We start from the raw sequence: 25,912 nt of genomic DNA on the forward strand, positions 1-25,912 counted from the left end.
AAGCTCAGGGCGAACGGACGTTGGACAATGCTCTAGCGCCCTGGGGTTGACGTGCCGTTAAACACTGCTGTGGCAGTCATGCTGGCGATGCGCATCCTCCACGTCCTCGATCACGGTCTGCCGCTGCAAAGCGGTTATACCTTCCGTACCCGTGCCATATTGAAGGCGCAGTCGCGTCGCGGATGGCAAGTCGCGGCCGTCACCGGCCCGCGCCACGGCGCGAGCGACGTCATGTTCGAGCAGGTCGATGGAATTGATTTTCACCGCACGCCGGTAATGAAGGACTGGCCGAGCCCATTTGGCGAATGGCGTGAGATCCATGGCTTCGCCAAACGAATCGCCGCGGCGGTCGATGAATTCAAACCCGATATCCTGCACGCGCATTCGCCGGTGCTCGACGCGGTCGCCGCGCTACGCGTCGCGCGCAAGCGCCGCCTGCCTCTGGTCTATGAGATCCGCGCCTTTTGGGAAGATGCGGCGGTCGGCAATGGCACCGGGCGCGAAGGATCGCTGCGCTATCGCGCGACGCGCGCGCTTGAAACATGGGCGGTGGGCAAGGCCGATGCGGTCGCGGTCATCTGCGAAGGTTTGCGTCACGATCTGGTGGAGCGCGGTGTCGATCCGGCCAAGATCTTCGTCTCGCCCAACGGCGTCGACCTGACGGTATTCGGCGCGCCGCTCGAATATGATGCGCCGCTCGCGCTGTCGCTTGGGCTGAGTGGCACCGAGGTGATCGGGTTTATCGGCAGCTTCTATGACTATGAGGGGCTGGACGACCTGATCGCCGCGATGCCCGCCTTGGTCGCCGCGCGGCCCAAGGCGCATCTCGTGCTGGTCGGCGGTGGCCCGATGGAGGAGGCGTTGCGTGCACAGGCGGCTGCCTCGCCGGTCGCGAAGCACATCAAGTTCATCGGTCGCGTGCCGCATACCGAGGTCGACCGTTATTACAGCGTGATCGATATCCTGGCCTATCCGCGCAAGCGCATGCGGCTGACCGATCTGGTCACGCCGCTGAAACCGCTCGAGGCAATGGCGCAGCGTCGGTTGGTTGCGGCGTCCGACGTGGGAGGGCACCGCGAACTGATTCGCGACGGCGAAACCGGCACGCTCTTTCCGCCTGACGACCCTGCCGCGATGGCGCTCGCGATCGGCGGGCTGCTCGCCGATCGGCATGTGTGGGAGGCGCGGCGTGAGAATGGCCGCGCGTTCGTTGAGGCGGAGCGCAACTGGCAAGTTAATATTGCTCGTTATGCTCCTGTTTACCAAAAACTTACCGACTCTGCTGCATCACGCGACTCATGGTCGCGCTTTCCCGTCGTAAACGCCTGAATCTCCCGCTCGCGCCGGTTGCTGCCGGTGCCGTGGCCGCGCTTGCCGCTTTGGTCTTTGCACTGCTGCCGGCGGAGCTTCTTGGGCAGATCGTGCTCGATAGCGGCATTGCTGCACTGGTGCCCGCTGCCGAACCGCCGCTCGGAGCCACCGCGCGCGCCGCGCTGATTCTCATCGTCGGTGGTGGTCTCGGGCTGGTTGTCTGGTTCACCATGTTCCTGTTGGTCGGGGCACGGACCATTTCCTTCTCCGGCCGGGCCGGCGATGGCGTACCGGTGCTGCGTCGCGCCGATGCGCATCCCGACGCTCCGGCGCGACGCCCGGTATTCGCCAACGAGGATCTCGGCACGCCGTTTCTCGAAGTCCGCGCTCGTCCGGTGCATGCCACGGCCGAACAGACGGCCAATCCATTTATCGAATCGACCCCGGAGGCGATTCCCGAAGCGATCGAAGACGCGGTGTTCGAACCCGCCCCACCAATCGATCAGGCGCCGCTCGAACAGAATCTGCCCGCCGATCTCGACCAGCCGCTATCGGCCTATGATCCGGCGGCCATTCCCGACGAGCCGCTCGACTGGTTCCCGCCATCGGCGCAGGCGATCATCGCATCATCGCGGCCGCCGGTATTCGACGCCAGCGAGCGCTTCGAGACCTTCGAACTGACCCCGTTCACGCGTCCGGCACCCGAACCGGTTGCCGCGCCCGCGCCTGTTTACGAGCCGCCGGTTTCCGAGCCTGTCGTTGTCACGCCGCCGCGCCGCGCGGTCGATTATGATGCGTCGGCCAGCATCCATGCCTTGCTCGACCGGCTCGAAAAGGGCGTTACGCGCCGCGAGGCGATCGCTGCCTCGCCCGCGCCGCCACCACCGCCGCCGCCGCCGCCGCCGCCGCCAATGCGCGAGGAATCATTGCAGGACGCACTTGTCTCGCTCCGCCGGCTGGCGATCCGTGCGGGCTGACATCTATTGCTCGACGGTCAACGCCTCGAGTTCGATCACCACCTGATCCCTGGATCGCTGTATCGATTCGATCGCGACACTCGCCAGCAAATGTCCGCTCAGGGCGATCTCCGCCTCGGGTAAAGCGGTCAACCAGGCGTCCAGCTGGGGCGATGCCGACGCGTTCAACCTGATCATGTGCCGTGCACCGGAAAAGGTCGCGCTGGCCCAGCGTGTCCAATCCGTCGCCACGATCTCGACCGGACAACCGGCACGATCGGCGTCGCGCCCCAGCGCACGGACCAGCAATGTCGCGGCATCCGGGCCGCGGCTCATTGCGGTACTCCGGCATTGATAAACGCCTCGATCCGCGCAGCCGTTCTCGCGCCCGGTTCGCGACCGCCGCGTAAGTCGCGCACCAGCCGCGAATCGTTCAGCGCCAGCCGCCCGAACTTCGTCTCGGCCATCCCGGTTTGGCGTAAATAGCGCTCGACCTTCCACAACACAGACATCTCCCAATCCTTCTCGACTCGCCCTCGACTCGGCTAGTGTTCATGATCTGTTCCAGCATTTCCAACTTGTCTAGGAAAATTCCTATGCTATTGATCCTGGATGGATGCGATTGACCCACGCAGCGCGCTCGACGCGCTTGTCGCGGACAGCGGCGAGAGTTTTGCCGCGCTGTCGCGCATGCTCCGGCGCAACGACGCCTATCTTCAGCAATATGTGAAACGCGGCTCACCACGCGTGCTGGCGGAGCGCGACCGTAAATTGCTCGCCGCTTATTTTGGGGTGGATGAATCGGTGCTCGGCGGCGCGGCCGAGGCGCCGGGGTCATCGATCGTATCGGTGCGCCGCCTCGATGTCGCGGCATCGGCCGGGCCGGGTGGACTGGTCGAGGAGGACAGGGCGATCGGCGACGCACCGTTTGATCGGCGCCTGCTCGATACACTCGGCATTCGCGCCGGCACGCTGGCGATCATTCGCGCTCAGGGTGAGTCGATGGTGCCGCTGATCGAGGATGGCGACCAGATCATGGTCGACGAGGGAGACCGGCGCGTCGGTGTTCGCGGCGGCGTCTATGTCATCCGGCTCGACGGCGCGCTGATGGTCAAGCGCGTCGCGCGAGCGGGTGAGCAAGTCGCTATCACCAGCGATAATCCCGCATTTCCGGCAATGCCGATGCGGGACACAAACGAGGTCGAGGTGGTCGGCCGCGTCGTATGGTTATCGCGCAGCCTGCGCTAACTAAGCCCCTCCCCTTTAGGGGAGGGGTTGGGGTGGGGAAGTGCGGCCGGACCAGCGCTCGGGGAGGGCGTTCAACTTGGCCAAAATCGTCTCAACCACCCCATCCGCATTCTGCATCACATCGAGATTCGAAAACCGAAGAACCGCAAATCCGAGTGCCGCAACACGCTGATCGCGCAGCACATCCTTGGTATCGTCATGCGTATCGCCATCGACTTCGATCAACAGCCCAACCGAGGGGCAGAAGAAGTCGGCAATGGCTTGAGCCTGAAAAATGACATGCTGCCGCCGAAACTTGAAACCGTCGAGTTGCGAGTTGGACAGACACCGCCACAAACGCTTCTCAGGTTCGGTGGGATTACGCCGCATCACCAGCGCGCGCCTCTGGAGTTCGACCTCAGTCGCCATGTCGTTCCCCACCTCAACCCCTCCCTGAAGGGGAGGGGCTTTAGTTAGATCTTCCCACCAACCAGATCCCCACCGCGATCGCCACGCCGACACTCACCCCAACCAGAAACCCCAAGGTCGGCTGGTCCAGGAACAATCCGACGCCCGCACCGACAACGGCGCCGACAGCGATCAGGAAACCGCCGGCGGCGGGGGTGCGGGGAGTATTGGTCATGGCGCTCGCTCTGCCATGTCCCGCCACAGGACGCCAGCGTCCCGCAATGGGATGCGTAGGGCAGGGCGCGAACGGGCGTTTACCAATGTCACCCGCGCATTTGCTGGCTTGGGCCGATCTGGCATGCGGATTGAAGGCACCCGGGCAGAGCCGCTGGGGGAAATCCATGTCATATATGCCGTATCTTGCCAGCCATGACGTTGCCGACGCCACCGACCTGATCGCGCGCTTCGGCGACGATGCCGGTTTCGAAGCGGCGGCACGGGCCGACAAGAGCCGGGATATCGGCAATCAGTTGCATTTCTGCCGCTGGCGCCAGATCGAGCGGCTGATCCTGCTGCTCTCGGTCGACCGCGCGATCGGCACGATTCACTAAACCATACCGCTATCCCCCTGTTGCTCGGGGAATTGTCCGTCTAGGACGGGTGCCATGTCGTTGTCTGTCGGGCGGCGTGGCGCGTTGTGGTGCGCTGCTGCGGGTCTTTTTGTGGTCGTCGCTCCCTGTGCGCAAGCGCAGGACAGCGCCCGGACCGACACGCCTCCCGCCGATGCCCCATCTGAGGTACAGTCGGTCGTGCCCGACGCCGGCGCGCTCGATCCCAATTCGCCGCTCGCGCCGCTCCCGGATATCGGTGTCGACTGGCCCGATCTGTCGGCCATGCCCGCAGAACCGGTCGATCCGTCCGCGACGCCCGAGATCACCGGCGAAACGCGTTATGCGTATGCGATCGAAGGCATAGATGCGGTTGCCACACCGCTGCTGCGCCAGCGCTTCGACGCGGTATCGACGCTGAAGATGCATGACGGCGACCCGGCCAATGCGGCGCAACTCGACCGGCGCGCGCGCGAGGACGTGAACCTGCTCACCGAATTGCTCCGCGCCGAGGGGTATTATGACGCGCGGGTGACCAGCCGGATCGAACCCAAGGGCGGTCGTCCGCTGGTCACGCTGGAGGCCGATCCCGGCGTGCAGTACAAGTTTGGCGGGGTCACGCTCAACGGCCTCGCTGCGGCCGGCGACAAGACTGACGAACTGCGCACGGCATTCGGTATCAAGCCCGACGATCCGGTCAATTCCGACGCGGTGGTCGCGGGTGAAGCCAATCTGCGCACCCGGATCGGACAAAAAGGCTTCCCCTTCGCGACCGTCGGCGAGCCCGAGATCGTCATCGATCGTGCCGCACGCACCGCGACGCTCGACCTGGCGGTCGCGCCGGGCGGGGAACGGCGCTTTGGCCAGATCACCACCGCGCCCAACAACCGCGTATTTGGCGCCGACCATATTCAGGATATCGCGCGTTTCGTGCCGGGTGAGCCCTATGACCAGTCAGCGCTGGTCGACCTTCGCCGCGCGCTGATCCAGACCGGACTGATCTCGACCGTCGATATCAAGCCGGTCGAGGGCAAGGATCCGGGCACGGTCGATATCGCCGTCGCGCTCGAACCCGCACCGCCCCGCACGATCGCCGCAGAACTCGGCTATGGCACCGGAGAAGGCGCACGCGCGGAAGTGAGCTGGACGCATCGCAACCTGTTCCCACCCGAAGGCGCGCTGACCCTGCGCGGTGTGCTCGGCACGCGCGAGCAATTGGCCGGGGCGACCTTCCGCCGAAACAATTTCAATGCGCGCGACCGTGTGCTGACTTTTCAGGCGATCGCCTCCAACCTCAATCGCGACGCTTATCAGGCCAAGACTTTCTCGCTGTCCGGCACGATCGAACGTCAGACCAACATCTTCTTCCAGAAGACCTGGACCTGGTCGCTTGGCGCGGAACTGGTCGCCTCGGACGAACGTGACGTGATCGTGTCGACCGGTGCGCCGCGCCGCCGTACCTTCTTCATCGGCGCGTTGCCGACCAGTCTCAGCTATGACGGGTCGGACGATCTGCTCAACCCGACGCGCGGCTTCCGCCTTAGTGGACGCTTGTCGCCCGAGCTGTCGCTCCAGGGCAGCGTGTTCAGCTATGCCCGGGTGCAGGTCGATGCCAGCGCCTATCAACCGATCAAGGACGGCGTGGTCGTGGCCGGCCGGGTCCGGCTCGGCACGATCGTCGGCGCACCGCGCGACGCGATCGCACCGTCGCGCCGCTTCTATGCTGGCGGTGGCGCTTCGGTACGCGGTTATGGCTATCAGGATATCGGGCCGCGCGATCCCAATAACGACCCGATCGGCGGGCGCAGCCTGACCGAATTCTCGCTCGAGGCGCGGGTCAAGGCGTTCGGCAATTTCGGCGTCGTGCCGTTCATCGACGGCGGCAATATCTATACGTCGCCGCTGCCCAAGTTCAGCGACTTCCGCTTCGGTGCAGGTCTTGGCGTGCGGTATTATTCGAATTTCGGGCCGATCCGCGTCGATGTCGGCACGCCGCTCAACCCGCAACCGGGCGACGCACGGATCGCAGTGTATGTCTCGCTGGGGCAGGCATTTTGACCGAGGTCGACGTCGCACCCGCGCCAGTGTCTGTGCCCGGGCCCGTCAAGCGCAAGCGCCCGATCGGGAGGGGGTGGCGCTGGCTCATTACTGCGTTGCTCGGCCTGGTCACGCTGATCGCGCTGGCGCTATTCGTGCTCGATACCAGTGTCGGCCATCGCTGGGTCGCCGACCAGATCGCGGCGCAGAAACCATCCAATGGCCTGCGCTACAGCGTCGGCCGGATCGATGGTTCGCTCTATTCCAATGCAGTGCTGGTCGATGTGCGGATACGCGACCAGAAGGGGCTGGTGTTCCGTGCGCCGCGCGCCGAACTGAGCTGGTCGCCCTTTGCCTGGCTGTCCAACCGGCTCGACATCTCTCGCCTGGTCATTCCCCAGGCGCTGTTCGCCAAGGTGCCGGAAACGATCAAGACCGGGCGCAAGGGGCCGACCCTGCCCGGGTTCGACATCCGCATCGGCGAATTGCGCATCGACCGGCTGACCATCGCGCCGGCCGTCGCCGGTAAGGCCCGCACCGCGCGGCTCGCCGGCAAGGCCGATGTGCATTCGGGGCGGGCGCTGGTCGATCTCGCGGCTGTCGTCGCGGGCAGTGATACACTGAATCTCAAGCTTGACGCCGAGCCTGATCGCGACCGGTTCGACATCGGCGTGCGCGCGCGCGGCACTGCCGACGGCGTTCTCGCAAAGATGATCGGCATTGCGCGGCCGATCTCGCTCGACGTCGCTGGCGACGGCACGTGGAAGACATGGCAGGGCAGCGCACAGGGCGATATCGGCGATGTCCGTGCGATCGATCTGAAGCTCGGCAACAAGGCGGGCAGTTATTCGCTTTCCGGCACGCTGACGCCGGCTCCCTTCACCAAGGGCAAGCTGATGCGCCTGACCAGCCCGCGCATCACCGTCAACGGCGCCGCCACCTTGGCCAATCGCCGGCTCGACGGCACGCTCGCGCTGCGCACCGCCGCGCTGAGCGTCGACACCACCGGCGTGATCGATCTTGCCGAGGGCGCCTATCGTAACGTGCGCATCGCCGCCCGGCTGCTGCATCCGCCCGCGCTGTTTCCCAATATGAGCGGACGCAATATCGAACTGCGCGCGATCCTCGACGGCGCCTTCGCCACCGCTGCGTTCGATTATCGCCTGACCGCCGACCGCTTCGCTTTCGACCAGAACGGCTTCGAGGTTGCACGTGCGGCGGGCAAGGGGCGCTTTTCGAAATCGCCGATCCTCGTGCCGGTCAAGTTCAGCGCGGTGCGCGTCACCGGGGTCGGCGATGTCGCCGGCGGCATCTTGCGCAACCTGACGCTCGACGGTGTGTTGCGCGTGACCAGCGCGTTCGTCACCGGCGATAATCTGCGCCTGCGCTCCGACAAGCTGACCGGGCGGATCAACCTGATCCTCGATCTCAAGACCGGTCGCTACGAAGTCGGCATCAACGGCGCGCTCGGCCGTTACCTGATCCCCGGCCTTGGCATCGTCGATGTCACGTCCAAGCTGCAGGCGGTGCCTGGTCCCAACGGCAAGGGCCTGCGCATCATCGGCACCGGCACCGCGCAGATGGTGCGGCTCGACAATGCGTTCTTCCGTTCGCTCGCCGGCGGCCTGCCGCGAATCGTCACCGGGCTCGAACGCACGCCCGACGGCATCCTCCACTTCAAGGGGCTGGTGCTGACCGCACCGCAGATCCGCATCACCGGCACTGGTTTCCGCCGCCGCGACGGGACCTTCTATTTCGAAGGCAGCGGACGTCAGGCGACCTATGGCCCGTTCACCATCAAGCTCGACGGGCGGATCGAAAAACCAACGCTCGACCTGGTATTCGAACACCCCAATGAGACGATGGGCCTGACCAACGTCGTCGCGCATCTCGACCCGACGCCACAGGGTTTCGCCTTCACCGCACGCGGTGGATCCCGGCTTGGGCCGTTCACCGGCAATGGCGCGATCCTGTTGCCGCCCGGCCAGGATGCGACGATCGCGATCCAGCAGCTTGATGTCAGCGGCACCCGGTTGAACGGTTCGCTGCAAGTGGCCGATGGCGGTTTCAACGGCCGCCTCGCGGTCGCGGGCGGTGGCATTTCGGGCGAGTTGTTGTTGCGGCCGGTTGGTACCGTGCAGCGGATCGAGGCGCATCTCGACGCCGCGTCGGCCAAGCTGGCGGAGATGATCACGTTGCGGCGCGGGCATATCGATCTCGTTGCGTTGCTCGATCCTGCCGGCACCTCGATCGAGGCGACCGCGACCGGCAATGGCCTGAGGCGCGGTGCGCTGACCATCGGGCGCTTCGCCGGTAACGCGACGCTGCGTGGCGGGGTCGGGCAGATCAAGGTGTCGGTCGCCGGTTCGCGCGGCCGCGCCTTCGACATCCAGTCGGTGATTCAGGTCACGCCTGACAGTTACAACGTCTCGGCCCAGGGCACGCTTGACCGCCGTCCGTTGAAACTGATCACCCCGGCGATCTTCACGCGCGACGGGGATGGCTGGCGCCTTGCCCCCGCCAAACTCAGTTTTGCCGGTGGCGAGGCGCAGATCGCCGGGCGCTTCACTGGCCGGTCGAGCGCGATCGACGCCGGCCTGACGCGCATGCCGCTGGCGATCCTCGACATCGGTTTCCCCGGCCTTGGCCTTGGCGGCAGCGCATCGGGCAAGCTGGTCTTCGCCCAGGGGGAGGGGCAGGCGCCGACCGGGCGGATGGATATGACGGTGCGTGGCCTGACCCGCTCCGGCCTCGTCCTGTCCTCGCAGCCGATCGATGTCGGCATCGCCGCGGTACTCCAGCCCAACAAGGCGGTCGCCCGCGCGACCATGGCAAGCGGTGGCAAGACCGTCGGCCGCGCACAGGCGCAACTGACTCCGCTCGGCTCGGGCGATCTCGCAACGCGGCTCGCCAAAGCGCCGCTCTTCGCCCAGCTGCGTTATAACGGACCCGCCGATACGCTATGGCGGCTCGCCAATATCGAATTGTTCGACCTGACCGGCCCGGTTGCGATCGGCGCCGATCTCAGCGGTACGATCGATGATCCGCGCATCCGCGGCGTCCTTCAGGCGAACGGCGCGAAGATCGAAAGCGGCACGACCGGTACGGTGCTGACCAATGTCCAGGCGCGGGGCCGTTTCGGCGGATCGAAACTGGTGATCGACAGCTTCGGTGCCGATGCCGGCAAGGGCGGGCGCGTGTCGGGTACCGGCACGTTCGATCTCGCCGCGGCGCGTGGCTTTGGCATCGACCTCAACATGCGCGCGGAAAGCGCCCAGTTGATCAACCGCGACGATATCGCAGCGACCGTCACCGGTCCGCTCAGCTTCAAATCGGACGGGTCGGGCGGTGTCATCTCGGGCGATGTCGTGCTCGACAAGAGCCGCTACCGGCTCGGCCAGGCGACCGCGGCCAGCGCCGTGCCGCGCCTCAACATCCGAGAGATCAACGTGCCGGGCGGCGACGATGATGGCGATCTTGTGCCGAGCAAGCCGTGGCGACTCGATATCCACGCGCGCGCGCCGAACCGGCTCACGGTCAGCGGGCTCGGATTGGCCAGCGAATGGTCGGCCGACCTGAAGATCGGTGGCGTCCCCGAAAATCCCGCGATCACCGGCCGCGCCGACTTGATCCGCGGCGATTACGAATTCGCCGGCCGCGAATTCGAACTCGAACGCGGGATCATCCTCTTCGCAGGAGAAGTCCCGGCAAATCCGTCGCTCGACATTGCCGCCAATGCCGATTCGACCGGGCTGCGCGCGACGATCCGCGTTACCGGCAACGCGCTGAAGCCGGAGATCAGCTTCTCCAGCGTTCCCGCGCTGCCCGAAGACGAGTTGCTGTCGCGCCTGTTGTTCGGAACGTCGATCACCAACCTGTCAGCCCCTGAAGCGCTGCAACTCGCGGCGGCGGTGGCGGCGCTGCAGGATGGCAAGGGCGGGCTCAATCCGATCAACGCGGTGCGCCGTGCCGCCGGGCTCGACCGACTGCGTATCCTGCCAGCCGACCCGCAGACCGGGCAGGGCACCTCGGTCGCAGCGGGTAAATATATCACCCGGCGCCTGTTCGCGGAGATCATCACCGATGGGCAGGGTTATTCCGCGACGCAGGTGGAATTCCAGGTCACGCGCTGGCTGTCGCTGCTGTCGAGTATCTCAACGATCGGGCGGCAAAGCGCCAATGTGCGCGTGTCGAAGGATTATTAGAGCACCAGGCTTTATCAGAAGCGCGAGGTGGATGACTCAGGTCATGCCGGGGCATGGCGCTGATCGCGCGGTGCCGAAGCAGTTTTCCGACGATAAGAAAAAGCGCACCGGTATAAGGCCGGCAAGGGATGATCTGCCCGATCCGGTGTCACGGTTGAATCACTGCTGGCGGCAATCCGGTCGACGGAGCGGCGGGAGATATCGGACACCGGTAATGTTGCATATCTCTCGCCACCGCCTCGGCGAGATACCTTTATAAATCTTTATATATCAGTTACTAAGAGAACAGGGGTCGTTACCCAAGCGGTTGCCGTCCAGCATGAATCGACCCGATTCAATGCTCGGTGCGCTAAGCGGCCAGAAGGCTGCGTCGTCGGAAGAAATGGATCGCCAGCGCCACAATCACCGCCACGGCCAGCACGCCGATCACAACATGTTCGACTGATTTTATCTTGCCGAACAACCGCTCGATCCCGTCGGCAAAGACATAGCCGATACCGGTGAACAACACCGCCCACAGCATTGCCGCAGCCGCATTGAGCGCGGCGAACTTGCGTGTCCTGATCGCCGACGTGCCGATCGCCATCGGGCTGACCGTGCGCAGTCCGTAGAGAAAGCGGAAACCGAACACGAACGCGGTCGGATGCCGTTCGAACAGGGCGAGAGCCCTGGCGAATGCCGGACGTGCCTCGATCCGCTTGACGCGCGGATGTTCGCGGAAGCGCCGCCCGATCGCGAAGAATAATTGGTCGGCGACGAACGATCCCGCCGCAGCGGCGATCGCCACGCCGGCCAGCGGCAGCAGCCCGTCATGCGCGAGCAGCCCGCCGGTGACGACCATCGTCTCACCTTCGATCCCCGCGCCGAAAAAGACCGCGGCGAGGCCAAAGCGCGCAATGAGGGTTTCGATCGCCATGGATCACGCGTTGCCCGCGATATTTGGCGAATGCCAGCCCCGACCAGGGACATTGTTGCGATGTCGCGAGTTTGACTGCCATCTTTCATCATCGCGCGAGGCCGGATGACGCTGCCCCAATATCTGTCGATCGCCACGCTCATCGGCATGATGGCGCTCTTCATCTGGGGTAAATTCCGTTACGATGTGGTCGCAATCATCGCGCTGCTCGCCGCGCTGGCACTGGGCATCGTCGCGCCCAAGGAAGCATTCAAGGGTTTCTCCGACGACATCGTCATCATCGTCGGCTCGGCCCTGGTCATCTCGGCGGCGGTGCAGCGCTCGGGCGTGATCGAGATGGCGCTGTCCTTCGTGTCGAAACATGTGACGCGGGTGCGCACGCAATTGCTCGTGCTGACCGCGTCGGTCGGGTTCGCCTCGGGCTTCGTCAAGAATATCGGCGCGCTGGCGATGCTGATGCCCGCGGCGTTCCAGATGGCCAAGAAATCGGACACCAGCCCGTCGGTCTTCCTCATGCCGATGGCCTTCGCCTCGCTGCTTGGCGGGCTGATCACGCTGGTCGGTACATCGCCCAACATTATCGTCAGCCGGGTGCGCGAACAGATGACCGGACAACCGTTCGGCATGTTCGACTATGCCCCGGTAGGGCTGGGCCTGACCGTAATGGGACTGATCTTCCTGCGCTTCGGTTATCGCCTGCTGCCGCGCGATCGGCGGGCGGCGCCGACCATGGGCGAGGCGCTCGACATCAAGGGCTATGTGACCGAGGCGGCGATTGCCGAAGGGTCGCCCGCGATCGGCGAGACGGTTTCGGCATTCCTCGACCGCCACGACCGCGAGGTTACGATCACAGCGATCCTGCGCGCGGGCATGCGCAGTGCGCCATTGCCCAATACCGCGCTGCGCGAGGACGACATCCTGATTATCGGCGGCGATCCTGAGGAACTGGAGCGCGTCATCGCCAAGGACAAACTCGCGCTCGAAGGCCAGGAACGCGATGTACCCGAAGGCAGCGAGGGTGAAGAAATCGGCGTAATCGAAGCGGTGATCGGCGCAGAGTCGCTGCTGGTCGGCCAGACCGCCGGACGCATGCGTCTGCAGCGGCATTATGGCATCAACCTGATCGCCGTGTCACGGCAGGGGACACGACTGGTCAAGCGGCTCGGCGACACCATACTCGCTGCCGGGGACGTCGTCGTGCTTCAGGGGCCGCTTACATTATTGCCCGAGCGCTTACGCGATCTCGGCTGCTTGCCGCTCGCCGAACGCGCGCTGCGGCTCGGCAGTTCGCGGCGCGGCTGGTTGCCGATCGCGATCCTGGCCGTTGCGATGGTCGCAACCGCCACCGGTTATGTGCCGGTGGCGGTCGCCTTTTTCGCGGCGGCCGGACTGGTCATGGCCAGCGGCGCGTTGCCCGTGCGCGAGGCGTACGACCATGTCGAATGGCCGATCCTGATCATGCTCGGCGCGCTGATTCCGGTCAGCGATTCGCTACGCACGACCGGCGCATCGGACGTCATCGCGACCTGGCTGTCCTCGACTGCGGCGACGCTGCCGCCCTGGGGCGCGGTCGCGCTGATCCTCGCGGCGGCGATGGCGGTGACGCCGTTCCTCAACAATGCCGCGACGGTGCTGGTAATGGCGCCGATCGCCGCGACCTTTGCCGGTGATCTCGGATATCGGCCAGAGGCTTTCCTGATGGCGACCGCGGTCGGCGCGGGGTGCGATTTCCTGACCCCGATCGGCCACCAGTGCAATACGCTGGTGATGGGGCCGGGCGGTTACAAGTTCGGTGATTATGCGCGGCTGGGCGCGCCGCTATCGGTGATGGTGTTGCTGGTCGGCGTACCGCTGCTCATGTGGACATGGCCGGTGCATTGATCCCCAGTTCGTTGCCGAGCGCGTTCGCGAGACGGGCGGGCAATTCGGGTTCGAGATGCGGATAGAGATCGGGCTCGATCGCCTCGAGTTCCATCAGCGCCAGATTGCCATCGGCCAGCCGCAACAGGTCGACCCGTGTGTAAAGCGCGGGTTCGGGCAAGGCGGCGATGATCCGGTCGGCCAGGTCGCGCTGTTCGGCTTCAGGAGCGAAGCGCGTGAAGATCCCGCCGAATTGCGGTTGGATACGGAAATCGCCCGCCGCGGCGACCTTGCGTACCGCATGGCTGAATTGCCCGGCGATGTAGAGGAAGGACAGTTCGCCTTCGCCCGACACGGCGGCGACGAAGGGCTGGATGATCGCATCGTCGAGCGGCTCGACCGGATCGCCGCGCCCGACACGTACTGTGCGGTGGCTGCCGCCCGACACTTGCGGTTTGATCACCAGTTCCTCACCGCCGAAATGGTCGAAGGCGGCGGCGATACTGGCCGTGTCGGCGTGTCCGAACCGGCTCGGTACGATCGGGATGCCGTTGGCTTCGAGCTCGGCGAGATAGGTCTTGCGTGTGTTCCAGGCGAGCAAAGCCGCCGCGTTGAACAATGGCCGGTCCGCCGGCCACGCCGCCAGCATCGCCTGCCAGCGGCCGACATCGAGATGATAACCCCAGGCGAACAATGCCAGTGTCGCATCGCCATCGCCTGGCCCCAGATCCCAGGGTCGTGGACGAAGAGTCATGCCGCGTTCGCCGAACGCGGCGCGATAACCGTCCAGGATAGAACCGGCGGCAGCGCCATATTCGCTACCCGCCGCCGGCATCAATACATCGATGATGATCGCCATGCCGCGTTACGCCGGTTCGCCGACGATGGTTTTCAATTCCATGAAGTCGGCCAGTCCGTATTTGCCACCCTCGCGGCCATTGCCCGATTGCTTGTAACCGCCGAACGGCGTGCCGCCGCCGCCGCTCCAGGCGTTGATCGTGACGAGGCCCGCGCGCAGTTTCGGCGCGATCTTGGCGGCGGCGGCGGGATCGCCGGAGATCGTTGCCGACAGACCATAATCGGTGTCGTTGGCCATCTCGATCGCCTGATCGCCATCGTCATAGGTGGTGATCGTCGCGACCGGACCGAATGTCTCCTCGCGATAGATGCGCATCTCCGGCGTCACGTCGGCGAACACGGTCGGCTTGATGAAGAATCCGGCATTGCGCCCGTCGGGTCGTCCCATGCCGCCGGTGACCAGGGTCGCACCCTCGTCGATCGCGGACTGGATCAGTCCCTGGATCTTCTCATATTGCGCCTTGTTGACCACCGGGCCGATATGCGCGCCCATCACCGATGCGGCGTCGACCGTGACCGCTCCCATGATCGATTTGACGATCTGCGTCGCTTCGCCGGCCTGGCTCCTGTGCACCAGCAGCCGAGTCGGTGCGATACAGCTCTGGCCGCTATTGGCGAGCACGCCTTGCACCGTCGGCGGCAGCACGGTGGCGAGGTCGGCACCTTCCAGCACGAGATTGGGCGCCTTGCCGCCAAGTTCCTGATGCACGCGCTTGACCGTCGCGGCGGCGGCTTGGGCTACCGCGATGCCGGCGCGGGTCGAGCCGGTGAAGCTGACCATATCGACATGTTTGTGCTTCGAGAGTGCCGCGCCAACGCCCGGGCCATCGCCATTGACCAGGTTGAACACGCCCGCCGGCACGCCGGCCTTGTCGAGGATTTCGGCGAGGATCATCGCACAGCCCGGTGCTTCCTCGGATGGCTTCAGGATCATCGTATCGCCAGCGGCAAGGGCAGGGGCGACCTTGGCGCAGATCTGGTTGAGCGGCCAGTTCCACGGCGTGATCATCGCGACCACGCCGAGCGGCTCGTGCACCACGCGGTTCTTGCCGACTTGCTCCGAGAAGCTGAATTCCTGCAGCGCCTTTAGCGTGCCGAGAAAATAGCCCAGGCCGGCGGGTGCCTGCGCCATGGTCGCAAAGCCGATCGGCGCGCCCATTTCCTCGCTCGTCGCCGCCGCCAGATCGGGCATGCGCGCCTTATACTCTTCGATCACGCGGCCGAGCAGCGCGATACGCTCGTCGACGCTGGTCTGCGAATAGCTGGCAAAGGCCTTTTTCGCAGCAGCCACGGCCTTGTCGACATCCGCCTGCGTGCCAAGCGTGATCTCGCTCACCGGCTGTTCGGTCGAGGGATCGATCACCTCATGGCGCTCGCCACCTTCGCTATCGACCCATGCGCCATCGATATAATGCTTGAGGTAGCTCTTCATCGTCGCTCTCCGATTTTTGAACCTGCGGTATGTTTCGCCTGCTTAAATGGCGGCAGCGACGGTCGGTTGCAACCTGAAACTCAGCACCTATCTGCAACCCACCTTGTCAGGAGATCGATCGATGGCGCGCATTGCTCAAATCACTCGTACCGGCGGCCCGGAAGTGATCGAATGGGTGGATGTGGATCTCCCACCGCCTGGTCCCGGCGAGGTGCGCATGCGCAATACAGCGGTGGGGCTCAACTTCATCGACACCTATCACCGTAGCGGCCTGTATCCGATCGAGATGCCCGGTCGCCTCGGCGGCGAAGCGGTCGGCATTGTCGAGGCGTTGGGAGAGGGCGTGACCGGCCTCGCGATCGGCGAGCGCGTCGGTACCTTCGGCCCGGCTCGCGGGGCTTATTCGACTGATCGCAACCTTCCCGCCGATCAGCTTATCAAGCTGCCCGACAGTGTCGATGACCGGACCGCCGCGGCGCTGCTGCTCAAGGGCGGTACGACCGAATATCTAGTTGAGCGCTGTGCCAAGGTCGAGCGCGGCCAGGCGGTGCTGGTCCATGCGGCAGCGGGTGGTGTCGGCCATTTGCTCGTTGGCTGGTTGAAGGCGGTCGGCGCCACGGTGATCGGTACGGTCGGCACGGAGGAGAAAGCGGCACAGGCGCGCGCCGCCGGTGCCGATCATGTCCTGCTCCACAAACTGGTCGATGTCGCGAAAGAGGTGAGGGCGATCACCGATGGCAAGGGCGTGTCGGTGGTGTTCGACGGGATCGGCAAGGCGACGTGGGAAATCTCGCTCGCCTCAACCGCGCGGCGCGGGTTGATCGTCAGTTATGGCAATGCCGGCGGCGCGGTGGATGGCGTCGATCTCGCCATCCTGGCGCGCCGTGGCTCGCTGTTCGTCTCGCGCCCGACCATGTTCGACTATTACGTCACCGTCGAAGAACGCAAAGCCGGGTTCGATCGCGTATTCGAGATGCTCGCCAAGGGCGCGATCACCGCGGAGATCGGCCAGACCTTCGCGCTGGAAGACGTTGCCGATGCTCATCGCGCGCTCGAAGCGGGCGAGACCAAGGGTGCGACGGTGCTGATTCCATAGCTCGGCCTAAAGATCTCACTTCCCCGGTTTTCGCCGAGGAAGCATCTTTTGCATGGCGCGCAACCACACGGCCTTAACCCGGATAAGGCTTGTCCTTCAGCAACCCGGCCAAATGCGCCGCGTTTCCGGCCAGCATTCCGGCGGTCTTGCTCACGATCTCCGGCGTCTTCTTCAACTCCTTGAAATCGACCGATCCATAAGCTTCGCCGACCCAATAGATTGCCCCGACCGCCGGGATCGTCCAGCCGGTATCGTTCAACGACTGGAATAGTTGCGCGGTGGAAAAATGCGCGCCGTCCTCATTGCCGACGATCGCTGCGACCGCGATCTTGGAATAACTCGGCATGCGGCCTTGATCGTCGGTTTCGTCGAGGAACGCATCCATCCGCTCAAGCACGCGCTTGGCGACACTACCGATCTGCCCCATCCAGATCGGCCCGCCGAATATCAAAATGTCGTGCGCCAGGATCTTCTCGCGCAACGCCGGCCATTGGTCGCCATCGCCCTCGTCGGACGTGACACCAGGCTTGATGTCGAGCGCGGCGACGCGGACCGTTTCGGTCACCATCACGCCCTTGGCCTCGAATGCGGTCTTCACCACCGCAATCATCGCATCGGTCGAGGACTCCTGCGATGTATCGGCCTTGAGTGTGCAATTCAGGGCGAGGGCTTTGAGAGTCATGAGGGGCTCCTGTCATGGCCTCAACATGACTCCCCGCAGCGCCGGCAGTTCCTTAAAGTGGCTGGCCAGGCTCTCCGGAGGCCGGCTGCTCTCGTTGACGAAGAAGGACGATCGCTTGAGATACTCTCTGGGCCTCGCCCTTGTCGCTATGCTCGCTCAGTCATCCGCCGCTGCGGCGAAGGAAGTATCATGGTCCAACACGCCGCTCGCCCGGGTCGAGATCCTCGCTCTGTTGCAGTCGCTCAACGCGACATTGCTCAGTCATGACAGTGCGACGCTCACGCTCGACGACTGGTGTGCAAGACACAGGCTTGCCGCGCCGGGGACGACGATCGTCGCCGAGCGGGTGCGCGATGTGACCAAGGCGATCGCACCCGAACAGCGCACTGCGTTGCGCATCGGCGCCGACGAACCGATCCGCTATCGCCGGGTGCGCTTGCGCTGCGGCGCGCATATCCTGTCGGAGGCGGACAATTGGTACGTCCCGTCGCGCCTGACGCCGGCGATGAACGCCGCGCTCGACGAGAGCGACATTTCGTTCGGCCGCGCGGTGAAGGGCCTTCATTTTCGCCGCCAAACGCTGTCGGCGATATTGTTATGGTCACCCTTGCCGGCCGATTGGGACCAGCGGACAACGGCCATCGCGCCTGAAGATGGCGCAACCGTCGTCATTCCCGACCACGTGATCGAACATCGCGCGACGCTCAGTCTGCCGGACGGTACGCCGTTCAGCCAGGTGGTGGAAACCTATCGCGGAGATCTGTTCGATTTCGCGCCGCCGGCCTTTGCCGAGCCCAGCCTAAAGTCCCGATAGGGATCAGCACTGTGTCGCAAGGCACCAGCTACCGCCTCGTAAGCGGCTGATCGATCGGCGGCGATAGGGGGACGGGAAGGCCCTTTGCTTCCCACTAGAAGCGTATAGCGGACCGGGGGGCTTGCGGCAAGACCCCGGTCATGCGCCATGAACGTTACCCAGCTCAAGAAATGGGAGTAACGAAATGCGCGTATTGTTAACGACTTATGGGTCGCGTGGCGATGTCGAGCCGTTGGTTGGACTCGCGGTTCGGTTGCAGGCGATCGGCGTGGAGGCGCTGGTCTGTGCGCCACCCGATCGCGACTTCGCGGACCTGCTGGATCGTGCGGGCGTGCCGCTGGTGCCGGCCTTTTCGTCGGTGCGCGAATGGGTGACCAAGGCGCTGGAAAACAAGGCGGCGGTCGATTTGCCGACGCGCGCGGCCGAGATCGTCGCCGCGCAATATGAGGCGCTTCTCCCGGCAGCCCGGGGATGCGACCTGATCCTCGCGACGGGCCTGTTTCCCTCCACCGCAGCTGCGCAAGCTGTGGCCGAGCGGCTTGGCATCCGTTATGTCTATGCGACTTATTGCCCGATCTGGCTGCCATCCACTCAGCACCGGCCGCAGCCATTTCCGGGTCATCCCGTTCCAGCCGAGGTGACCGACAACCGGCTGCTATGGGACCTGAACGTCGAGACGATGAATGCGATATTCGGCGGCGGGATAAACGCGCTGCGCATATCGATCGGCCTGCCGCCGATCGACAATGTCCGCGACCATGTCTTCACCGATCGCCCATGGCTGGCATCGGATCCGGTGCTGAGCCCGTGGCAGCCGACCGACCTGCGCGAGGTGGTGCAGACCGGGGCGTGGATCCTACCGGATCAACGGCCACTTCGGGCCGAGTTGCTGGCGTTCCTCGATGCCGGTTCGCCGCCGGTCTATGTCGGTTTCGGCAGCATGCCGATGCAGGCCGCGCGCGACGCCGCACAGGTCGCCGTCGCAGCGATCCGCGCGCAGGGCCGTCGTGCCATCCTGTTACACGGTTGGGCCGATCTGACGCTGGGAGATGATCAGCAGGATTGCTTCCTCGTTGGAGAGGTAAACCAGCAGGCGCTGTTCGGCCGGGTCGCCGCGGTTATTCATCATGGCGGTGCCGGCACGACAACCGCCGCCGGGCGTGCCGGAGCGCCGCAGGTGATCATCCCCCAGATCGGAGACCAGCCCTATTGGGCTGCGCGCGTCGCCGAACTTGGGATCGGTGCCGGACATGACGGCCCGACGCCGACTATCGAGACGCTTTCGACCTCGCTGGCAATCGCGCTGGCCCCCGAAACTCGCACCCGAGCGGCTCATGTCGCGGGCCTGGTCCATGCCGATGGAGCGGCGGTGGCGGCGCAGATGCTGATCGACATGATCGGCCGCTGATCGCCGTCCAGATCGTTTTTTCTTGGATATGGGAGTGTTGAAATGCGTGTTTTGTTATCGAGCTATGGCTCACGCGGCGATATCGAGCCGCTGGCGGCGTTGGGTGCCGGCCTGCAATCGCTCGGCGCGGAGGCGATCGTGTGTGCGCCGCCGGAAGCAGAGTTTGCCGAACTGCTGAATCGCGCCGGGCTGCCGTTGGTACCGGCCTTCTCTTCGGTGCGGGACTGGGTGCAGACGGCGAAGGAGTCGGGGCTCGGCTTGCCCCGGCTCGCGGCCGTGATGGTCGCGGCACAGTTCGAGGTGATGGCCGCCGCCGCCACAGGCTGCGATGCAATCGTCGCGACTGGTCTGTTTCCCTCCGTCGCCGCCGCTCGGGCGGTGGCCGAGACATTGGGCATACCCTTTGTCTGTGCGGTTTTCTGCCCGCTCCTCCTGCCATCGCCTCATCATCCGCCCTTCGAATATCCCGGTCAGCCACATCCGCCCGGGATGACCGACAATCGAGCGCTCTGGACGTTCAACATCGAGGCAAAGCAGGCGCTGTTCGGTGAGGCGGTCAACACGCACCGCGCCTCGATCGGCCTGCCCCTGGTCGATAATGTTCGCGACCACATCTTCACGCGCCGGCCATGGCTCGCGTCGGACCCGGTGCTTGGTGCCTGGCAGGCGACCGATATGATCGATGCCGTGCAGACCGGCGCGTGGATCCTGCCCGACGATCGCCCCTTGCCGGTCGATCTGGCCGCGTTTCTCGATGCGGGTCCGCCGCCGGTCTATATCGGCTTTGGCAGCATGGCGATGAGCGTGGCGGGAGGCACGCCGGGCGACGCCGCCAGGATCGCGATCGAAGCAGTTCGCGCGCAAGGTCATCGTGTGATCCTTGCCCGCGGCTGGGCCAACTTGGCACAGGTCGATGATCGCGAAGACTGTCTCGCGATCGCGGAGGTCAACCAGCAAGCATTGTTCTGCCGGGTCGCCGCCGTCGTCCATCACGGCGGCGCTGGTACGACCACCACTGCCGCCCGTGCCGGCGCGCCGCAGGTGGTCGTGCCTCAGGTCGTCGATCAGCCTTTTTGGGCGAGGCGCGTGGCCGAACTAGGCATCGGCGCGGCGCATGACGGCCCGGTCCCGACTTTGGATTCGCTCTCGGACGCACTCGGTATTGCCCTGGCTCCGGAGACGCGGGCCCGAGCGACCGAAGTCGCCGGCACGATTCGCGGCGACGGCGCGATGGTCGCCGCGAGGATGATGATCGATCTGATCGAGCGCTGATCACGCAACGAAAAAGGGCGCCCGGATCATTCCGGGCGCCCTTGATCGCGTGCTGACCGGCAAGGATCAGTAGCTGTAGTACATGTCGAATTCGACCGGGCTCGGGGTCATTTCCCAGCGCGCCACGTCCTGATACTTCAGCTCGATATAGGATTCGATCTGCTCCTTGGAGAAGACGTCGCCCTTAAGCAGATAGTCGTGATCGGCAGCCAGGCTTTCCAGTGCCTCGCGCAGCGAACCGCATACGGTCGGGACCTGGGCGAGCTCTGCCGGCGGCAGGTCGTACAGGTTCTTGTCCATCGCTTCGCCGGGATGGATCTTGTTCTGGATGCCGTCCAGGCCAGCCATGAACAAGGCCGCATAGCAGAGATACGGATTGGCCATCGCGTCGGGGAAGCGCACTTCGACGCGCTTCGCCTTGGGCCCGGTGCCGTAAGGAATGCGGCACGATGCCGAGCGGTTGCGTGCCGAATAAGCGAGCAGCACCGGCGCTTCATAACCCGGCACCAGCCGCTTGTAGCTGTTGGTGGTCGGGTTGGTGAAGGCATTCACCGACTTGGCGTGCTTGATGATCCCGCCGATGAAGTAGAGGCAGGTGTCGGACAGACCGGCATAACCATTGCCGGCGAACAGCGGCTTGCTGCCTTCCCAGATCGACAAATGGGTGTGCATGCCCGAGCCGTTATCTTCCTTGATCGGCTTGGGCATGAAGGTCGCGGTCTTGCCGTAAGCATGAGCGACCTGATGCACGACGTACTTGTAGATCTGCATGCGATCGGCGGTGGTGGTCAGCGTGCCGAAGGTCAGGCCAAGCTCATGCTGTGCCGCGGCGACCTCATGATGGTGCTTGTCGCAGGGCAGGCCCATTTCGAGCATGGTCGAGACCATCTCGCCACGGATATCGACCGCGCTATCGACCGGTGCGACTGGGAAATAACCGCCCTTGGCGCGCGGGCGATGGCCCATATTGCCGCCTTCATAGGTGGTGCCGGTGTTGGTCGGCAGTTCGATATCGTCGATCTTGTAATAGCTCGTCGAATAGCTGTTCTCGAACTTCACATCGTCGAACATGAAGAATTCGGCTTCCGGGCCGACATAGACGGTGTCGCCGATGCCGGTGGTCTTGAGGTACGCCTCAGCGCGCTTCGCGGTAGAGCGCGGATCGCGGGCATAGAGTTCGCCGGTCGCCGGCTCGACAATGTCGCAGATCAGGATCAGCATCGGCGTGGCCGAAAACGGATCGATATAGATCGCATCCAGATCCGGCTTCAGGATCATGTCGGATTCGTTGATCACCTTCCAGCCCTCGATCGACGATCCGTCGAACATGAAACCGTCGGTCAGTTCATCTTCACCGACGACGCCCGCGACCATCGTGAGATGCTGCCACTTACCCTTGGGATCGGTGAATCGCAGATCGACCCACTCGATCTCCTCATCCTTGATCTTCTTCAGGACGTCGTTCGCCGAATTCGCCATAATATCCCATGCCCTTTCGTGGTCGATAGTCACTCCGGTCTCCCGGAGAATCATGTTACGTGCACAGCGCCTGCTGTCACACAATGTTGCAGCGCGTCAAATTCCTTCGAACTGCCTAGATGGCGTCGTCGTTGCGCTCTCCGGTGCGGATGCGCAGCGCGGTCTCGACCGGAATGACGAAGATCTTGCCGTCGCCGATCCGCCCGGTCTGCGCCGCCGCGGCAATCGCCTCGACCACACGCTCGGCCAGGCTGTCCTCGACAACGACTTCGAGCTTCACCTTGGGCAGGAAATCGACGACATATTCGGCACCGCGATAGAGTTCGGTATGGCCTTTTTGCCGGCCAAAACCCTTCGCCTCGGTCACCGTGATGCCCGACACTCCGACTTCGTGCAGCGCTTCCTTCACCTCATCCAGCTTGAACGGCTTGATGATCGCCTCGATCTTTTTCACGCGTACTTGCCCCTGCTCCCGGCGAAAGCGCCTCATTCCTGCCGCGCGTCTTACAACAAGCGTGCCAGTCGCGCGAGGGGCAGCGCACGCTGTGGATGGGCCGAAATGCGCTTAAGGAATGCCTAACGTGCGTGCATGAGGCGGGTACTGCCTGCTTTTGAGGCAGGATTGATTGCTGACGAATTTGTGACTACATTATGTAGACACGAAGGATGAAGCGATGACCGTGCACGCCACCATTGTCGGAGTCCGCGAGCTACGCGGCAAGCTGAGCGACTATCTTCGACGCGTCGCTGCGGGCGAGAATTTTGATATCATGTCTCGCGGCAAGAAGGTCGCGGAACTCCGCGCGCCAGAACCCGATGCGAATTTTCGCAAACCTGGCGCTCTTAAGGGGCGTGGCTGGATCGCCGACGACTTTGACACATGGCCGCCCGAGATCGAAGCGACGTTCGATGCCGATATCTTTCCGCCCGATCGATGAGGCTGTTGCTCGATACCCACGCACTAATCTGGTGGATATTCGATCTACCCAAGCTCGGTGTAAAAGCGCGGACCTTGATCAATGATCGTAGGAACGAGATATTGTTCAGTCCGGCATCGCCATGGGAAATGGCGATAAAGATCAGCACCGGAAAACTGGACATCGACGTCGGTGATGCTCTTACCGTATTCGCCCAGCGGGGTTTCGTTCAACTCGATATCGCGAACAGTCATCTCATCGCGCTGGCCAGACTGGAACGGATTCATGGCGATCCGTTCGACCGGATGATTGTTGCCCAAGCCATGGTCGAGGGTGCGACGATCATGACAGAAGACGCGGCGATCGCCCGTTATGCCGTTAGTACGATAGGCTGCGGCTGAACTCGCTCAGTAAGGCGGCTGGTGGAATCCGCCCGGGCTGACCGTGAAGATCTCATTGCCCTCATCGGTAATGCCGATCGAATGCTCGAACTGCGCCGATAGCGAGCGGTCGCGCGTCACGGCGGTCCAGCCGTCGTCGAGCAATTTCACGTCGGGGCGGCCGATATTGATCATCGGTTCGATCGTGAAGATCATGCCTGGGCGTAGTTCCGGGCCGGTGCCGGGGCGGCCGACATGGACCACTTCGGGTGCGTCATGGAACAGCCGGCCGAGGCCATGGCCGCAGAAATCGCGCACGACGCCGAAGCGGTGCTTCTCGGCATGGGTCTGGATCGCATGCGCGACATCGCCCATCGTGTTCCCTGGCTTGGCCTGTTCGATGCCGAGCATCAGGCATTCATAGGTCACGTCGACCAGCCGCTTCGCCTTGATCGGCACGTCGCCGACCAGATACATGCGGCTTGAATCGCCGTGCCAGCCATCGACGATCGGCGTCACGTCGATATTGACGATATCGCCGCTTTTCAGCGTCTTGATGCCGGGAATGCCGTGGCACACGACATGGTTGATCGAAATGCAGCTCGCATGCGTGTAGCCACGATAGCCAAGCGTCGCGGGAATGCCGCCGCCCGCTGCGATGAAATTGCGGATCAGGTCGTCCAGCTCGCCGGTGGTCACCCCGGGCACGACATGCGGCACGATCATGTCGAGCGTTTCGGCGGCAAGGCGTCCGGCCTTGTGCATGCCGTCGAACGCGTCGCGTCCGTGCAGCTTGATGGCGCCGGTCCGGCCCAGTGGGGCGTCGGCGGTGACGGTTACATAGTCGGTCATAAACACGATATAGCGAGCCTCTCCGGGCTTTGCGAGGGCGGTTCGTCGGGCTATGCCCACCCCATGACGCAACGCATCTGGACGGCCGCGCTGGCGGTGATCGGCGACGAGATATTGTCGGGCCGCACACAGGACAAGAATGTCGCGCAGATCGCCGCCTGGCTCAACGTCCAGGGCATCCGTCTGGCCGAGGTGCGCATCGTACCCGACAAGACCGACGCGATCGTCGAAGCGGTCAACACTCTGCGCGCGCGCAACGACTATCTCTTCACCACCGGCGGGATCGGCCCGACGCATGACGACATCACCGTCGACGCGATCGCTGCGGCGCTCGGAGTGGGCGTGGTGTTCCATCCCAAGGCGCTCGCGGTGCTGGAGCGTTATTACACCGAGCGCGGCGGCCTGACCGATGCGCGCAAGCGTATGGCGCGCGTGCCCGAAGGATCCGACCTGATCGAGAATCGCATGTCGGGTGCGCCCGGTATCCGGGTCGGCAACGTCTTCATCATGGCCGGCGTGCCGCACATCACCGCCGGTATGCTCGACGCACTGACCGGTACGCTGGAGGGTGGCCTGCCCGTGCTGTCGCGCACGATCGGTTGCTGGGTGCCGGAGAGCGAAGTCGCTGACCTGCTCGGCGCGGTGGAGCGGGCGCATGAAGGTGTCGCGATCGGCAGCTATCCATTCTTTCGTGACGGTCGCACCGGTGCGAACTTCGTCGTGCGCGCGACCGATGCCGCGCTGCTCGATGCATGCGTCGTCGATCTTACCGCGCGGCTCGAGGCGGATGGGCGTATCGTCACGGCCGACGGAATCTGAACGAATATGGAGGAGTGACGTCGTGAAAACTCAACTGATGATCATCGTCCTGGCCTGCGCCGCGCTTGCCGGCTGTGGCGACCCGCCGCCGCGCGGCACCAATGTGACGGTCGAGGATCTCGGTCCCGATCCGATGGAAGCGAATATCGCCGCCTTGCCCGAGTCACTGCAGCACGTGACCTTCTTTCGCGCGATCCAGGATGCTGGCTTCCCGTGTCAGCGCATCGTCAACGTCGTGCCGCGCGATAGGGTCGACGGTCACCTCGTCTGGGCGGTCGAGTGCGATGTCGGTGCCCAATATGTCATCACGCTGCAGCGTGGCGGCATCTTCCAGGTCAGCGGCGTGCCGAAGCCAACCCAGCCTTAAGCGGAGAG

General features: G+C 64.2%; 26 protein-coding genes. 15 read left to right on the plus strand and 11 right to left on the minus strand.

The window, feature by feature from the left end; genetic code table 11:
• Nucleotides 1-87 precede the first annotated feature (87 nt).
• Entirely contained in the window at nucleotides 88-1,329 is a 1,242-nt protein-coding gene (locus tag G4G27_RS04605; protein WP_183113615.1) for a TIGR04063 family PEP-CTERM/XrtA system glycosyltransferase, read from the plus strand.
• Nucleotides 1,299-2,288, plus strand: a complete 990-nt coding sequence (locus tag G4G27_RS04610; RefSeq protein ID WP_183112255.1) for a hypothetical protein — start codon at nucleotides 1,299-1,301, stop codon at nucleotides 2,286-2,288. Before G4G27_RS04605 ends, G4G27_RS04610 begins: the two co-directional genes overlap by 31 nt.
• Nucleotides 2,289-2,291: 3 nt before the next feature.
• Here the strand turns inward: G4G27_RS04610 and G4G27_RS04615 are convergent, their stop codons facing one another.
• Together G4G27_RS04615 and G4G27_RS04620 are read right to left on the minus strand one after the other, a co-directional pair.
• A complete protein-coding gene (locus tag G4G27_RS04615) occupies nucleotides 2,292-2,603 on the minus strand; it encodes a hypothetical protein (RefSeq protein ID WP_183112256.1) in 312 nt (103 codons plus the stop codon).
• Entirely contained in the window at nucleotides 2,600-2,779 is a 180-nt protein-coding gene (locus G4G27_RS04620; RefSeq protein ID WP_183112257.1) for a hypothetical protein, read from the minus strand. Before G4G27_RS04620 ends, G4G27_RS04615 begins: the two co-directional genes overlap by 4 nt.
• A gap of 100 nt (nucleotides 2,780-2,879) precedes the next feature.
• Between G4G27_RS04620 and G4G27_RS04625 the strand changes: the two genes are divergently transcribed.
• A complete protein-coding gene (locus G4G27_RS04625; RefSeq protein ID WP_183112258.1) occupies nucleotides 2,880-3,515 on the plus strand; it encodes a S24 family peptidase in 636 nt (211 codons plus the stop codon).
• A 15-nt stretch (nucleotides 3,516-3,530) separates the two neighbouring features.
• Here G4G27_RS04625 and G4G27_RS04630 read toward each other — a convergent pair whose 3' ends face one another.
• Nucleotides 3,531-3,923: a DUF559 domain-containing protein gene (locus G4G27_RS04630; RefSeq protein ID WP_183112259.1), complete on the minus strand. Its 393-nt coding sequence runs from the start codon at nucleotides 3,921-3,923 to the stop codon at nucleotides 3,531-3,533.
• A 40-nt stretch (nucleotides 3,924-3,963) separates the two neighbouring features.
• Complete coding sequence (locus G4G27_RS04635) at nucleotides 3,964-4,137, minus strand: hypothetical protein (RefSeq protein WP_183112260.1); 174 nt, start codon at nucleotides 4,135-4,137, stop codon at nucleotides 3,964-3,966.
• A gap of 166 nt (nucleotides 4,138-4,303) precedes the next feature.
• On the opposite strand from G4G27_RS04635, the gene G4G27_RS04640 reads away from it, so the two are divergent.
• From G4G27_RS04640 to G4G27_RS04650, 3 genes are all read left to right on the plus strand, one after another.
• Entirely contained in the window at nucleotides 4,304-4,513 is a 210-nt protein-coding gene (locus tag G4G27_RS04640) for a hypothetical protein (RefSeq protein ID WP_183112261.1), read from the plus strand.
• A 54-nt stretch (nucleotides 4,514-4,567) separates the two neighbouring features.
• Entirely contained in the window at nucleotides 4,568-6,568 is a 2,001-nt protein-coding gene (locus tag G4G27_RS04645; RefSeq protein ID WP_183112262.1) for an autotransporter assembly complex family protein, read from the plus strand.
• Between the two features lie 86 nt (nucleotides 6,569-6,654).
• Nucleotides 6,655-10,752 carry a translocation/assembly module TamB domain-containing protein gene (locus G4G27_RS04650; protein ID WP_244624675.1) on the plus strand — a complete coding sequence of 1,366 codons (4,098 nt, stop codon included), beginning with the start codon at nucleotides 6,655-6,657 and terminating at the stop codon, nucleotides 10,750-10,752.
• Between the two features lie 349 nt (nucleotides 10,753-11,101).
• On the opposite strand, the gene G4G27_RS04655 is transcribed toward G4G27_RS04650, so the two are convergent.
• The gene (locus G4G27_RS04655; RefSeq protein ID WP_183112263.1) at nucleotides 11,102-11,668 is read right to left on the minus strand and encodes a DedA family protein; all 567 of its coding nucleotides are present in this window, start codon (nucleotides 11,666-11,668) and stop codon (nucleotides 11,102-11,104) included.
• Between the two features lie 105 nt (nucleotides 11,669-11,773).
• Between G4G27_RS04655 and G4G27_RS04660 the strand changes: the two genes are divergently transcribed.
• A complete protein-coding gene (locus tag G4G27_RS04660; RefSeq protein ID WP_183112264.1) occupies nucleotides 11,774-13,549 on the plus strand; it encodes an SLC13 family permease in 1,776 nt (591 codons plus the stop codon).
• On the opposite strand, the gene G4G27_RS04665 is transcribed toward G4G27_RS04660, so the two are convergent.
• On the minus strand, nucleotides 13,524-14,387 hold the full coding sequence (locus tag G4G27_RS04665; protein WP_183112265.1) for a transporter: 864 nt from the start codon (nucleotides 14,385-14,387) through the stop codon (nucleotides 13,524-13,526). The genes G4G27_RS04660 and G4G27_RS04665 overlap by 26 nt on opposite strands.
• Nucleotides 14,388-14,393: 6 nt before the next feature.
• On the minus strand, nucleotides 14,394-15,818 hold the full coding sequence (locus tag G4G27_RS04670; protein WP_183112266.1) for an aldehyde dehydrogenase family protein: 1,425 nt from the start codon (nucleotides 15,816-15,818) through the stop codon (nucleotides 14,394-14,396).
• A 121-nt stretch (nucleotides 15,819-15,939) separates the two neighbouring features.
• On the opposite strand from G4G27_RS04670, the gene G4G27_RS04675 reads away from it, so the two are divergent.
• Nucleotides 15,940-16,914: a quinone oxidoreductase gene (locus G4G27_RS04675; RefSeq protein WP_183112267.1), complete on the plus strand. Its 975-nt coding sequence runs from the start codon at nucleotides 15,940-15,942 to the stop codon at nucleotides 16,912-16,914.
• Nucleotides 16,915-16,987: 73 nt separating this feature from the next.
• On the opposite strand, the gene G4G27_RS04680 is transcribed toward G4G27_RS04675, so the two are convergent.
• A complete protein-coding gene (locus G4G27_RS04680; RefSeq protein ID WP_183112268.1) occupies nucleotides 16,988-17,596 on the minus strand; it encodes an NAD(P)H-dependent oxidoreductase in 609 nt (202 codons plus the stop codon).
• 115 nt (nucleotides 17,597-17,711) lie between these two features.
• Between G4G27_RS04680 and G4G27_RS04685 the strand changes: the two genes are divergently transcribed.
• From G4G27_RS04685 to G4G27_RS04695, 3 genes are all read left to right on the plus strand, one after another.
• A complete protein-coding gene (locus G4G27_RS04685) occupies nucleotides 17,712-18,410 on the plus strand; it encodes a hypothetical protein (protein WP_202049663.1) in 699 nt (232 codons plus the stop codon).
• Nucleotides 18,411-18,594: 184 nt separating this feature from the next.
• A complete protein-coding gene (locus G4G27_RS04690; RefSeq protein WP_183112269.1) occupies nucleotides 18,595-19,818 on the plus strand; it encodes a glycosyltransferase in 1,224 nt (407 codons plus the stop codon).
• Nucleotides 19,819-19,860: 42 nt separating this feature from the next.
• Nucleotides 19,861-21,090, plus strand: a complete 1,230-nt coding sequence (locus tag G4G27_RS04695) for a glycosyltransferase (protein WP_183112270.1) — start codon at nucleotides 19,861-19,863, stop codon at nucleotides 21,088-21,090.
• 66 nt (nucleotides 21,091-21,156) lie between these two features.
• Here the strand turns inward: G4G27_RS04695 and glnA are convergent, their stop codons facing one another.
• Both glnA and G4G27_RS04705 read right to left on the minus strand, forming a co-directional pair.
• Nucleotides 21,157-22,569, minus strand: a complete 1,413-nt coding sequence (gene glnA, locus G4G27_RS04700; protein WP_183112271.1) for a type I glutamate--ammonia ligase — start codon at nucleotides 22,567-22,569, stop codon at nucleotides 21,157-21,159.
• A gap of 115 nt (nucleotides 22,570-22,684) precedes the next feature.
• Nucleotides 22,685-23,023 (minus strand): P-II family nitrogen regulator, encoded by a 339-nt coding sequence (locus G4G27_RS04705; RefSeq protein ID WP_183112272.1) that lies wholly within the window; start codon nucleotides 23,021-23,023, stop codon nucleotides 22,685-22,687.
• Between the two features lie 220 nt (nucleotides 23,024-23,243).
• On the opposite strand from G4G27_RS04705, the gene G4G27_RS04710 reads away from it, so the two are divergent.
• Nucleotides 23,244-23,507, plus strand: a complete 264-nt coding sequence (locus G4G27_RS04710) for a hypothetical protein (protein ID WP_183112273.1) — start codon at nucleotides 23,244-23,246, stop codon at nucleotides 23,505-23,507.
• A 5-nt stretch (nucleotides 23,508-23,512) separates the two neighbouring features.
• On the plus strand, nucleotides 23,513-23,887 hold the full coding sequence (locus tag G4G27_RS04715; RefSeq protein ID WP_183112274.1) for a type II toxin-antitoxin system VapC family toxin: 375 nt from the start codon (nucleotides 23,513-23,515) through the stop codon (nucleotides 23,885-23,887).
• A gap of 6 nt (nucleotides 23,888-23,893) precedes the next feature.
• Here the strand turns inward: G4G27_RS04715 and map are convergent, their stop codons facing one another.
• Nucleotides 23,894-24,718 (minus strand): type I methionyl aminopeptidase, encoded by an 825-nt coding sequence (map, locus tag G4G27_RS04720; protein ID WP_183112275.1) that lies wholly within the window; start codon nucleotides 24,716-24,718, stop codon nucleotides 23,894-23,896.
• 63 nt (nucleotides 24,719-24,781) lie between these two features.
• Between map and G4G27_RS04725 the strand changes: the two genes are divergently transcribed.
• Both G4G27_RS04725 and G4G27_RS04730 read left to right on the plus strand, forming a co-directional pair.
• Nucleotides 24,782-25,537 carry a molybdopterin-binding protein gene (locus tag G4G27_RS04725; protein ID WP_183112276.1) on the plus strand — a complete coding sequence of 252 codons (756 nt, stop codon included), beginning with the start codon at nucleotides 24,782-24,784 and terminating at the stop codon, nucleotides 25,535-25,537.
• A gap of 22 nt (nucleotides 25,538-25,559) precedes the next feature.
• Nucleotides 25,560-25,904, plus strand: a complete 345-nt coding sequence (locus G4G27_RS04730) for a hypothetical protein (protein WP_244624555.1) — start codon at nucleotides 25,560-25,562, stop codon at nucleotides 25,902-25,904.
• Nucleotides 25,905-25,912 lie beyond the last annotated feature (8 nt).

Source organism: Sphingomonas sp. So64.6b (assembly GCF_014171475.1).
In the GTDB taxonomy this organism is placed as follows: domain Bacteria; phylum Pseudomonadota; class Alphaproteobacteria; order Sphingomonadales; family Sphingomonadaceae; genus Sphingomonas; species Sphingomonas alpina_A.